Genomic DNA, 13311 nt, shown 5'->3' on the forward strand with positions numbered 1-13311 from the left:
TGACGCGATAGCCGAACTGTCGGACCGAGTCGTCGAGTTCCTCTCGGCGGGCACCCGCACCGGGATGCTCGGGTTCGTCGCCTCGGACGGCCGGCCGCTGGTGGCGCCGGTGTGGTTCGTCGTCGACGGCGGCCAGCTGGTGTTCACCACGCACGAGGAAACGCCGAAAGGTCGCGCCCTGCAGCGGGATCCACGGACCGTCATCTGCGTCGACGACCCTCACCCGCCCTTCTCGTTCGTGCAGGTGCAGGGTGTGGCGACGGTGAGCGATGACCCGCAGGAACTGCTGGACATCGCCACCCGCACCGGCGCCCGGTACATGGGCGCCGAACGGGCCGGCGAATTCGGGCGCCGCAACGCGGTTCCCGGCGAACTGGTGGTGCGGGTGCGCCCGACGAAGGTCATCGCCGGGTTCGACATCAGCGACTAACCGTCGGCAGGTTCGGCAACTTCGGCGGGCTCGGCCGCTTCGGCAGGTTCGCCGGCTTCGGCAGGTTCGACGGCTTCGGCGGCCGGCGCCGCGTCAGACCCCGCCATGATCTCCGGCAGTTGCTCGGCCAGGTACTCCGCCAGCGACCTGATCGTCGGATAGTCGAAGACCGCGGTGGCGCTGATCGTCAGCTTGCCGCCGAACTGTCCGAGCAACCGGTTGCGCAGTTCGACCGCCATCAGCGAGTCGGTGCCCAGATCCAGGAACCGGCTGCTGGCCGCGGGCGGCTGGGCGAGCCTGAGGAAGCTCTGCACCTCCTGCTGCAGATATTCGGTCAGGAAGTCGGCGCGCTGCCCCTCTGGAATCTCGTGCAACTGGCGCAACAGCTCGCTGTCACCCTGCGTGGTCGCGACGGCACTGGGCAGCACGTAGTCGAGTATCGGCGGACGGGAACCGCCCAGCACCTTCGCCGTGCGCTGCCAGTTCGCCTTGATGACGGTTGCCTGCCCGGTCCCCTCGGCGAAAAGCTCGCCAAGCGCGCTCAGCGCGGCGGTGGGTTCCAGTGGAATCAGGCCTTGCGCACCGAGATTGACGCGCGCAGCGTGCGACGCGGCCATGCCGCCCTTCGCCCACGGCCCCCAGTTGACGCTGGTCGCGGCCAGGCCCTTCGCGTTGCGGTCAGCCACCAGTCCGTCCAGCAGCGCGTTGGCCGCGGCATAGTTGGCTTGCCCCGGGGAGCCGAGGACGCCGGAGATCGACGAATACATGATGAAGAATTCCAGGTCGTCGTTCTCGGTCAGCCGGTGCAGGTGCCATGCCGCAAACGCCTTGGGCGCCAACGTCGTCCGGAAGCGCTCCAGGCTCTGCTGAGGTAGCAGCGCGTCGTCGAGCAGCCCGGCCAGGTGTGCCACGCCGGCAAGCGGCGGCAACTCGGCGCGGATCCGCTGCAGCAGTTCGGCGACCTGAGACTCGTCGCCGACGTCGGCGCCGAAGACGTGAATCCGGCACCGGTAGCGCTCGATGATGGTGTCGATCGCCTGCTGGGCCTCCGCGTCGGGCAGGTGCCGGCTGGTCAGCACGATGTCACCGGCCCCCAGCTGAGCCAGATACGCCGCCGTGTGCAGGCCCAGCGCCCCCAGGCCACCGGTGACCAGATAGGTCCGATCACTGCGCGGCGCAAGCGGATTCGGCATCTGCAACACAATCTTGCCGATGTGCCGCGCCTGCTGCATGCGGCGGAACGCCGTCTTCGCCTCGGTCAGCGGATAAATCTCGGCGTGCAGCGGTTCCCACTCTCCGCTGCCCAACCCGTCGGACACCTCGCACAGCAGCCGGTGGATGTGCTCCGGGTCCGTCATGATGGTGCCGTCCAGCGCCACGATCTCGTAGTCGATGTCGGGCCGTACCGCGGCCATCTGCTCGGGTGTCCAGATGTCCCGCTTGGCGATCTCGGCGAAGCGGCCACTGCGGGCGGTCGCCCGCACCGTGGCCTCGAGGAATCCCTCGTTGGTCAGGCTGTTGAGCACGACGTCGACGCCGGCGCCGTCCGTGTCGGCCAGGATCTGGTCCGCGAAATCCGTGCTGCGCGAGTCGTATACGTACTCCACACCCAGCTCGCGCAGCGCGGCGCGCTTGTAGGCGCTGGCGGTGGCGAACACCGTGGCGCCGCACTGGCGTGCCAACTGCACCGCCGCCAGGCCGACACCGCCGCTGGCGGCGTGGACCAGGACCCGATCCCCGGGCCGCAGTTTGGCCCAGTCGAAGGCCAGGCGCGCGGTCAGCGCCGCCGCCGGAATGCTCGCCGCGGCTATCGCGCCCAGACCCTTCGGCACCGGCGCGACCAACTGTGCCGGCACGTTGACCCGGCTGGCGAACGCGCCCTGCATGAAGCCGAAGACGCGTTGGCCGACCTCGAGTCCCGTTACGCCGTCGCCCAACTCGGTGACGATCCCGGAGAAGTCCCCGCCAATGGGGCCGGGGTCGCCCGGGTAGAGGCCCAGCACGTTGAGCACATCACGGAAGTTGAGACCCGCCGCCTCGATCTGGATCTGCGCCTGGCCCGCATCCGGAGCCGTCACTTCGGTCTCGACCAGACGGAGGTTGTCGATGGCGCCGCGTTCGGTCGGCGCCAGCACGTAGTCGCTGGCACGGGGCACCGCGAGATGCCCGCCGCGCGACCACGGCAGCAGGCGCGATACCAGGAATTTCCCTTGCCGCAGCGCCATTTCAGGTTCGATGACGGGAGCGGCCGGGCCGGTCAGCAGCCTGGCCAGCCACTGCACGGCGTCCTGCGACCCGTCATGGTCGACCAGCCTGCAGCGCAACTGTGGCTGCTCGGCGATGACGGTGCGCCCCAGACCCCACAACGCGGCCTGAACGGGGTCGACCGGCTCGCCGGGTTCGGTGGCCACGGCCCGCTCGGTGACGACCCACAGCCCGCCGGGCAGTTTCAGGTCCTGCTGCCCGAGCGCCGTCCGCACCAGCGTCAGCAGCCGGTCAAGCTCGCCCTCCAGGCGTCCGGCGAATTCGGTGCCCGACTCATCGCTGCCCGGTCGGCGGCCGCTGCGCCAGACGATGCCGGAGACAGGCGCGCCCCGCTCCGAGGCCTGCGCGAACAGCTGCAGCCAGTGCTCGGAATCGACAATGTCGTTGGTGCGCAAGCTGTCCGGGACCACTTCCGCCAGCTCGTCGAATCCGGCGATCAACCACGTGGCGTCGGCGGTTTCGGCTGCGCTCTCCGACGGCGGCGGGGGCACCTCGTTCCAGCCGAGGGTGTACAGCAGCCGGGTGGCGTCGCCGCCGAGCCCGCGCAGCAACGCCTCCCGAGGTGCACGCTTGACGGTGAATTCGCGAATGCCGCCCAGTAGGCGTCCATCGCGATCCACGAAATCGAGATCGAAGACCTGGGTTTCGCTGTCCAGACCGCCTGCCTGCCAACGCGCGCGGCAGTAGAACCGCCGCGGCATCCGTTCGCTCAGCATCACCCGTCCGTACCGCAGCGGCAGGAACAGATCCGCGACGCCGTGCTCGGCCGCCAGCAGCGCCGGGAACGCGGGGAAGGCGACGCCGGTGCACAGGTCCAGCAGCACCGGGTGAATCGGCTCGCTGCCGATGTGCTCGGCGAGTTCCTCGCCGATGGCGACATCACCGATCGCCTCGCCGTCGCCGACCCACAACGATTTCAGCGACGTGGACCACGTTGGGCCCCAAGCCAACTCCATGTCCGAGAAAGTGTCGAACAGCTGCTGGGTCTGCGTGCGGCCCAACCGCTCGGTGGCCGCTTCGATGGAATCCGGCGCCTCGGCCGCCGGCTCTGCCGGCTCATCCAGGACACCGCTCACGACGGTCCCGTCGGCGTTGAGGGACCACTCCGCGTCGCGAACGCCGTACGGACGGCTGTGCACCCGGAATGTCCAGCCGCCACCGTCCTCGAGCGGGTGCAACGTGAGCTGTACCTCACGGGAACTCTTGTCCGGCAGGATGATCGGCTCGTAGAAGAACACGTCCCGCACGTGCGCCGGCGCGCCGACGGCGGCCAGGGCCATCGCCGCGTACGTCGCACCGGGAACCACCACGGTGCCGTAGATGACGTGGTCGGACAGCCAGGGTTGCGTCTTGACCGAGAGGCGGCTGGTGTAGACGGCGTCGCCGGAGGCGAGATCTTTTGCGCTGCCTAGGATTCCGGCGACCACCGCACCGTCGCCGGGCGTGACGCCGGAACTCTTGGGCCAGAAGTGCCGGCGCTGGAAGGGATAGGTGGGCAGCTCGAGCCGGTGGCCCGGCCGCCGGTAGCGTGCGGCGAAGTCCGGCCGGTGCCCGGCGACGTACGTCGCGGCCAGGGCTTCGGAGATCTGCCGGCGGGCGTCGGCGCCCTTGCGCAACGAGACGATGGCGCGCGGCGCAGCCGAATGTTCCGGCCAGACCTGCACCGCTGCCGCCGTGAGAATCGGCTGCGGGCCGATCTCCATCAACACCGTGCATCCCAGCGCCGCGACGGTGCGCACGCTGTCGGCGAACTGCACGGGTTGGCGGGAGTGCCGGCGCCAATACTGGCCGTCCAGCGGGGTTTCCGCGGTGAGGACCGTCCCGGTGCGGTTGCAGACCAGCGGCAGGGTGGGAACAGCGAACTCCAGCCGCGCCGCGTACGCCTCGAACTCGTCGAGCACCGGGTCCAGTAGCGCCGAGTGGAAGGCGTGGCTGGTGTCCAGCCAGGTGCAGCGGATGCCCTCTTCGTTGAACGTGTCGACGATCTGCTCGAGATCCGTGCCGGGGCCCGCCAGCACCGTGTTCGGGCCGTTGTAGGCGGCAACCGACACCTGCGGCCACCGGTTGGCGACGTCCTCCACGTGACGCGGGTCGGCGAAGATCGCCACCATCCGGCCGCCCTCGGGAAGGCTGCCGAACAACCGGCCGCGTTCGGCCATCAGCCGTGCCCCGTCCTCGAGGCTGAACACGCCGGCCACACACGCCGCCGCATACTGGCCCACGCTGTGCCCGAGGACCACGTCGGGCTCGATGCCCCAGGACTGCCACAGCCGGGCCAGGCCCATCTCGATCGCGAACAGGGCGGGCTGGGCAAAAGAGGTGTGCCGCAAGGTTTCCCCGGTTTCCCGGTCGGCGGCGAACAACACCTCCAACAACGGACGCGGCAGCATGCCGTCGATCGCGTCCGCGCACCGTTGCACGGTTTCGGCGAACACCGGCTCGGTGTCGAAAAGTTCGCGTGCCATGCCCGGGTACTGGCTGCCCTGGCCGGTGAACAACCATGCCGTCGTGGGCCGGTCTCCACACACGCCGCGTAACACGCCGGGCCGCAACCGATTTGCGGCCAGGTCGGCCAGCAGGTCGCGGGCCGCAGCGACCGGAGAACCCCCAGAATTCGGGCCGGAATCCAGGACCAGCGCGCTCCGGTGTTCGAAGTGCGAACGCCCGACGCCCGCGGTGTAGCAGACGTCACTGATGTCGACGTCCGGATGAGCCTCCAGCCAGGAGGCATACCGCTGCGCCAACGACACCAGGGCCTGCTCGGAGCGCGCCGACAGCGGCAGCACCTGCACCGGCCCGTCCGAGACGTCGGGCGCGGCGCCCGGCGCCGGCGTCGGCGGCTCTTCGATGAGGACGTGCGCGTTGGTACCGGTGAACCCGAACGAACTGACACCGGCGCGGCGCGGGCGGCCGTTGGCGTGCCACGGGGTCGCTTCGTCCACGACGCGCACCGGCAGCGAATCCCACGGAATATGCGGCGACGGGTTCTCGAAATGCAGGTTCTGCGGCAGCACTTCGTGCTGCAAGGACAGCACGATCTTGATCAGACCCGCGACCCCGGCAGCCGATTCCAGGTGGCCGATGTTGGTCTTCACCGAGCCCATCAGCAGCGGGTGGTTCGGGTCGCGGCCGGCGCCGTAGGCTGCGGCGGCGGCCTGCACCTCGATCGGGTCACCCAGCGATGTGCCGGTGCCGTGCGCCTCGAGGTAGTCGACATCGGTGCCGGCAACCTGCGCACGCGCCAGTGCCGCGGCGATAAGCCGTTGCTGCGCACCGCCATTGGGCACGGTCAGGCCACTGGACGCGCCGTCCTGATTGACCGCACTGCCCCGGATGACCGCCTGCACCCGGTCGCCGTCGCGTACCGCGTCGCTGAGCCGCTTGAGCACCAGAATGCCGCAGCCCTCGCTGCGCACGTACCCGTCGGCGGCGGCATCGAACGTCTTGCACCGGCCGTCCGGGGACAGCATCCGGGCGCGGGAGGCGGCGATCAGGGACGCCGGGCTCAGCAACACGTTCACCCCACCGGCCAGCACCAGATCGCAGTCGCCGGACCGCAGGGCCCCGCAAGCCTCGTGCACGGCCACCAGCGAGGAACTGCAGGCGGTGTCCACCGCCACGGCCGGACCCTCCAGGCCGAGGGCGAAGGCGACCCGGCCCGCAATCGCGTTGAGCGCGTTGCCGGTGATGAAGTGGGCTTCGATGCTGTCGACCGACTCGGCCGTCAACAGGTGCGAATACTCGTTGGCCGCTACGCCGACGAAGATGCCACTTCGGCTGCCGCGCAACGACGCCGGCGAATAGCCGGCACGTTCCAGGCCTTCCCAGGCGATTTCGAGCATCAGTCGCTGCTGCGGGTCCATCCACACGGCTTCGCGTGGCGAGATGCCGAAGAACTCGGGATCGAACCCGTCGATCGCGTCGAGGTATCCCCCACAGCGGCTGTAGATCTTGCCCGGCGTCTCGGGGTCCGGGTCGTAGTACTCGTCGACGTCGAAGCGGTCGTCCGGGATCTCGCGGATCGCGTCGACCCCGTTGGCCAGCAGGTCCCAGTACGCCTCGGGATCAGCGGCGCCCGGGAAGCGGCAGGCGACCGCGACGATCGCGATCGGCTCATCGACGGAGCCGCTCGCCACCGGCGTAGGCGCGGGGGCCTCTGGTTTCGCCGCCGCCGGAGCATTCAGCCGCAGCACGTCGGTGAGCAGATAATCCGCCACGTCGACCAGCCGCGGGTAGTCCATCGCCAGGGTCGCGGGCAGGGCTTTGCCGACCCCGTGCTCAACGCGGCGGCGCAACTCGACGGCCATCAGCGAATCCATGCCGAGGTCGAAGAAGCCGGCCTCGTCGCGGATCTCGGCCGCATCGACCCGCGTGACCTCCGCGACGACGTCGCGCAGATAGTTCACGACGAGCTTCTTGCGCTGCTGCACCGGGGCGACGGTGAGCTGTTCGACCAGCTTCGTGGTGCCGGACGCGGTGGGTGCCGTCGCCGACTCGGGCAACTCCCGTTCGAGTTCGGCCAGAAACGCCCGTCTACCGGTCTGCTGGTAGATCGGCAGGAAGCGGTCCCAGTCGATGCGGGCCACCACTCCCTGCGCCGAATGCGTGACCATGAGCTCGGCCATCCCGGCCAGCGCATCGCCCGGCCCCATGGTCACCACGCCGCGCTTCTTCAGCTGTGCGCGGGCCTCCTCATCGGCCATGCCCGACATCCACGGACCGAAGTTCACGCTGAGATAGTTCTGCTCGCGCATCCGCCAGGACAACCCGTCGAGGAAGGCGTTGGCCGCGCTGTAGGCGGTCTGCCCGAAGCTGCCCCACACCGAGGCGATCGAGGAGGTGCTGAGGAAGAAATCCAGCGGCTTGTCCGCCGTGGCCTCACTCAGATTCCATGCGCCCCAGACCTTTCCGGCGAAGACGCGATCGACCTCGGCGTCGTCCAGGCTGCGCAGCGGGGTGCTGCCGATCTCGCCCGCGGCGTGCACGATGCCGACCAGCGGCGGCAACTCGGCCGCCACCGTGGCGATCAGCCGGTCGACGTCGTGCGGGTTGGCGACATCGGCCGCGACGGTCCGGATCTCGGCGCCGGTCTGCTGCTGAAGGGCATCGACGCGCTGCTGCGTGTCGATGCTCGGCGCACGACGGCCGGTCAGCACCAGATGCCTGGCGCCGTGGGCGGCCAGATAGCCCGCGATTTCCAGGCCGACCGAACCCAGGCCACCGGTCACCAGATAAGTCGCGTCACCGCGCAGTGCCGGCGGCGTCGCGATCGGCGCACCGGCACGGCGCACCAGGCGCGGCACGTAGACCGCCTGATCCCGAAGCGCCACTTGGTCTTCCGCTGCAGCCGCCGCACCCGCCGGGCCGGCCGTGACGGCGTCGATCAACCGTGACCACTCGTCGGGACTTCGGGAGGACAGATCCGCCAGCCCACCCCACACCTGGGGATGCTCCAGCGAGGCGGACCGCCCGAATCCCCACAGGCAGGTCTGCACCGGCGACACCGCGTCGGTACCGGTAACCCGTTGTGCCCCAGCGGTGATCAGCCAGATCGGGTTGCGTATTTCGGCGGCCGCCGCGGCGCGGAAGAGTCGCCGCGCGCCACCCAGCACCCGGTGCTGCATGCGCAACAGAGACCGCATGGACGGCGCGGTGTCGGTTTCGATGGCCGAGAGGACCAGGATGCGCAGCGCCGGTTCGTCGGCGACCGCTTCGCGCAACACGGCTTCCAGTCGGTGCTCGTCGGCGTCGGAGGCCGGTAGTCCGTGGACGCGGTGCCGATGCCCGCGTGCCGTCAGCACGTCGACCAGCGGCGCCAGTGCATCGCCGTCGTCGGCGATCAGCAGCCAGGTCGCGTCCGTACCCGTTGCGGCGACATTCGACGTCTGCCAGCGGATCTCGTAGCGGTCCTGTGCGACGGACTGCGTCGAGAGCTGCTGGTTGTGTTGCGCCGCAAGCCTTGTCAGCACATCGACGGTCTGCGGGTTGCCGCCCGCCCCGTCGAGCAGCGCGGCCAGCTCGTCGATCCGGCCGTCCTCGAGGAGCCGGACGGCTTCGGTGCGCAGCGCCGCCGAACGGTCGGGTTTCCCGGTCGGCCTGGCCTGCTTGTCGCGGTACCAGTAGTGGCGGCGCTGGAACGGATAGGTGGGCAGGTCGAGCTTGCGCAGCTGCCCCGGCAACAATGCGCCGAAGCGGGGCAGGTGGCCGGCGACGTAGGCGTCGGCCACGGCTTCGGTGATCTGGCGGAGGTCGGCGCCGTTGCGGCGCATCGACGCTATCGCCCGCGGCGCGGTCGACGGGTCCGGCCAGGCTCGCAGCGCCGACGCGGTCAGCACCGGTTGCGGGCCCACCTCCAGCAGCAGCTTGCAGCCGAGGTCGGCCAGGGTGGCGACGCTCTTGGCGAACTCGATCGGCTGCCGGGCATGACGACGCCAGTAGAGGCCGTCCAGTTTCACCTGTCGGCCCAGCGCCGCACCCGTCCGGTTGCACACCAGAATCCGTTGCGGAGAACGGTATTCGAACCGGTCGGCGTACGCCTCGAATTCGTCGAGGGCCGGATCCAGCAGCGCGGAGTGGAACGCGTGGCTGGTGTCCAGCCATTCGCAGCGGACGCCGTCGGCTTGGAGTCCGGCCACCGCCCGGTCCAGATCCTCGCCAGGTCCCGACAAAACCGTGTTGGCGCCGTTGTAGGCGGCCACCGACAGACGCGGAAACTCCTCGGTGAAGCTTTCCACCCGCTCGCTGTCGGCGAACACCGCGGCCATCCGTCCGCCGGCCGGCAGATCACCGAACAGGCGTCCGCGCTCGGCGAGCAACAACGCCCCGTCCTCGAGGCTGAACACGCCGGCCACGCAGGCCGCGGAATATTGGCCCACACTGTGCCCCAGCACGACGTCGGGTTCGAAACCCCAGGACTGCCAGAGCCGCGCCAGACCCATCTCCACCGCGAACAACGCCGGCTGGGCGTAGGCGGTCTGCCGCAACAAGTCTTGGCCGTCCGGGTGGTCGGTGTCGAAAATCACCTCCAGCAACGGCCTTTCGAGCACGTCGGCGACGACGGCCGCACACCGGTTCAGCGTCTCGGCGAAAATCGGTTCGTTGTCGAACAATTCGCGGGCCATGCCCGGGAACTGGCTGCCCTGCCCGGGGAACAACCAGGCGGTCTTCGGCGGGTCGGCGCATTCGCCGCGCACCAGTCCCGGCGCCGGGCGGTCGTCGGCGAGCGCAGCGAGCAACTCACGCGCCGAATCCGTCGAGTTGGCCACCAGCGCGGCGCGGTGCTCGAAGTGCGCGCGCCCGACGCCGGCCGAGAAGCTCACGTCAGCCAGGGCTGCCCCCGGATGCTCGTCCAGCCAGCTGCGGTACTGCTCGGCGAGCTGGATCAGCGCCGCCGGCGTACGGGCCGACAGGGGCAGCACGCTGAACCGTGGCCCCGCCGGATCCGGTGCCGCGTCCACCTTTTCGGCGGCTGCGGGCGCTTCCTCGAGGATGACGTGCGCGTTGGTGCCGGAGAAGCCGAACGAGCTGACGCCGGCCAGACGCGGACGGCCGTCACGCCCCCAGGGCGTGGCCTCCTTAACAACCTGCACGGCCAGCCGGTCCCACGGGATGTGGGGCGAGGGTTCCCGGAAGTTCAGATGAGGCGGCAACAGCTCGTGCTCGAGCGACAGCACGACCTTCAGAACGCCGGCGATCCCGGCGGCGGCCTCGAGATGTCCGATATTCGTCTTCGCCGAACCGATCAGCAGCGGCGGGCCACCGTCGCGTCCCGCACCGAGGACGGCTCCGGCGGCCTGGACTTCGATGGGATCGCCCAGCGATGTTCCGGTCCCGTGCGCCTCCAGGTAGCCGACCTCGGCCGGCGCGACGCCGGCGCGCTGCAGCGCCTCGGCGATGACCCGTTGCTGCGCGACACCGTTGGGCACCGTCAGACCACCTGAGGCGCCGTCCTGGTTGATCGCGCTGCCGCGGATGACGGCGCGGATCCGGTCGCCGTCGCGAATCGCGTCTGCGAGCCGCTTCACGACGATGACGCCGCAGCCCTCACCGCGTACGTAACCGTCCGCGGCGGCGTCGAACGTCTTGCACCGGCCGTCCGGCGCCAGCATGTGGGCCTGGGAGAAGGTGATCATGGTCGCGGGGCTGAGCAGCACGTTGGCGCCACCGGCCAGGGCGAGGTCGCACTCGCCCAACCGCAACGCCTGGCAGGCCTGATGGATCGCCACCAGAGAGGAACTGCAGGCCGTGTCCACCGTGACTGCCGGACCCTGCAAACCGAGTCGATAGCTGATCCGGCCCGCTGCGGCGGCAGCGGCCGTCCCGATCGCCATGTAGGCCTCGATCTCGGGATAGTCCAGTTCGTCGGAGGCCATACCCAGGTAATCGTGGGTGGAAAGGCCGATGAACACCCCGGTGTTGGTGTTGGCCAGGGCGGTCGGCGCCGTACCCGAATGCTCGACCGCCCGCCACGCCGTCTCCAGCAGCAGCCGGTGCTGCGGGTCCATCAAGTTGACCTCACGTGCCGACAACCCGAAGAACGGCGCGTCGAAGCCGGTGACGTCGTCGACGAAGCCCGCCCGGCGAGTCACCACCTTCCCGGGTGCGTCGGGATCCGGGTCGAAGAATTCGTCGGCGTCCCAGCGGCCCCGGGGCACCTCGGAGACGGCGTCGCGCCCCTCGCGCAACAACTCCCAGAACTCTTCCGCGTCGCCGGCGCCCGGAAAGCGGGCCGCGTAGCCGACTATCGCAAACCCGGCCGGCGGCTCCGTCACCTCTGCATCGGCGGTTGCCATGCACTGTCCTCTCTGACTGACGTGGGCGGAGACTGTTCGCTCTGTGACACGGCCCGGTCGTGCAGCAGATGGATCTCCCCCACCGCGATTATTGCAAGCACGAATGCGCCGCGCGCCGACATGCGCAAATTACCAGGTAGTGCTGCCGACGCTCGGCCAGGTGCCGGGCTTTACCATGGGCGCTGGCCGAATGCGAGTCGCCGCGCGCATTAGCCCGTGGCCGCTACCGTGGCTTCCGATGCGGTTATCGTGATATCGGCGCCGCCGCACAGCCAGGGAAAGCCAGGAAAGACAGCGGAAAGCCACGGAAAACCTGGTGGCGCGACCGGGGAAGGGATGATTTTGCAGATCGGGAAAATCACGATCGGTTCACTCGAGGATTGGGAAGTGCGCCCCGGCACCCTCATTTCTTGGCACCCCACACCGACGGCAAGGGAAAAGGCGCTACAAGCGCCCGTCAGTTCGGTACCGGTCAGTTATATGCAGGGTCAGCATCTGCAGAATTACCGGCAGCGAACCGATTCCGGTCTCGACTTTTCCCGGCTGCTGATCGCCACCTGTGAGGCACCGGGTAATTGTGATATCGCGATCATGAATCAGGCGCTCAACGCATATTTGCGCCGGCACGACACGTACCGCAGTTGGTTCAAGTACGGCGACAACGGCGACATCATCAGGCACACGATGACGGATCCCGACGATATCGAATTCGTGCCTGTCGACCAGGGCGAGTTGACCGTCGAGGAAATTCACGATCACGTGGTGGCGACGCCCGACCCGCTGCAGTGGGGCTGCTTCTCCTTCGGGATCATCCAGCACGAGGACCACTTCACCTTCTACGCGAGCATCGACCACGTCCACGGTGATGCGACGCTGATCGGCATCACCATGCTGGAGTCCAACGCCGTGTATGCATCGATGGCGGGCGGCGACGGGTCCCTGGCACTGCCCGACAGCGGCAGCTACGACGATTTCTGTGTCCGCGAGCGCGAGCGCACGTCGGAGTTGGACCTGGATTCGCCGCAGGTCCGCAAATGGATCGAGTTCGCCGAGAATAACAATGGCAGCCTTCCCGAATTTCCGCTTCCGCTGGGCAACCCATTGGAGCTGACCAACAGCGACATGGTCACCGAAAACCTGATGGACGCCGACCAGACCGCCAGATTCGAATCGGCCTGCACAGCGGCCGGTGCGCGCTTTGTCGGCGGCCTGTTCGCCTGTATGGCGCTGGTGGACCACGAGTTCACCGGTGCGGCCACCTATTACGCGCTCACTCCCCGGGACTCGCGCAGCAGTAACGAGAATTTCATGACCCAGGGCTGGTTCACCGGGCTAGTGCCTATCACCATTCCCATTGCGGCGGCATCTTTCGGCGAAGCCGCGTGGTCGGCGCAGGAGTCATTCGATTCGAGCCTCGATATGGCCAAGGTGCCTTATTACCGCGTGCTGGAATTGGCGCCCTGGCTGAAATGGCCGCGGCCCAATTTTCCGGTTTCGAATTTTCTGCACGGCGGCGCCGCCCCGCTGAACGCCGTGATTGCCGCCGCCGAAATGAGCGCGGCCAAGAGCATCGGAATCTATTCCGACCGCCGGTATTCCTATCAATTAACGATCTACATATTCCGGTATGAGCAGGGTACCGCCATGGCGGTCATGTTCCCGGATAATCCGATCGCGCAGAAATCGGTCGCCCGCTATGTCGAGGCAATGAAATCCGTGTGCACCCGGGTCGCCGATAGCGGACATTGGGGCCGCGTCACGTAGTCTGGGAGTACTTCGGAGTTCTTTGATGCACGCTATTTTCGTTGAATACCCGAAGTCGCG

General features: G+C 68.5%; 3 protein-coding genes. 2 read left to right on the plus strand and 1 reads right to left on the minus strand.

Features of this window, described 5'->3' with window-relative positions:
* The first annotated feature begins 7 nt into the window (after nt 1–7).
* Complete coding sequence (locus tag C0J29_RS20850; RefSeq protein WP_065163762.1) at nt 8–430, plus strand: PPOX class F420-dependent oxidoreductase; 423 nt, start codon at nt 8–10, stop codon at nt 428–430.
* Here C0J29_RS20850 and C0J29_RS20855 read toward each other — a convergent pair.
* A complete protein-coding gene (locus C0J29_RS20855) occupies nt 427–11487 on the minus strand; it encodes a type I polyketide synthase (protein WP_120793431.1) in 11061 nt (3686 codons plus the stop codon). The two genes, C0J29_RS20850 and C0J29_RS20855, sit on opposite strands and share 4 nt — an antisense overlap.
* A 342-nt stretch (nt 11488–11829) precedes the next feature.
* On the opposite strand from C0J29_RS20855, the gene C0J29_RS20860 reads away from it, so the two are divergent.
* Nucleotides 11830–13251: a condensation domain-containing protein gene (locus C0J29_RS20860; RefSeq protein ID WP_120794870.1), complete on the plus strand. Its 1422-nt coding sequence runs from the start codon at nt 11830–11832 to the stop codon at nt 13249–13251.
* The last annotated feature ends 60 nt before the right edge of the window (nt 13252–13311 follow it).

The organism is Mycobacterium paragordonae (genome assembly GCF_003614435.1).
GTDB lineage: Bacteria > Actinomycetota > Actinomycetes > Mycobacteriales > Mycobacteriaceae > Mycobacterium > Mycobacterium paragordonae.

Excerpts from the sequence above, each read along its gene's own strand:
- C0J29_RS20855 (WP_120793431.1), bottom strand. The coding sequence starts at position 11,487 with ATGGCAACCGCCGATGCAGAGGTGACGGAGCCGCCGGCCGGGTTTGCG.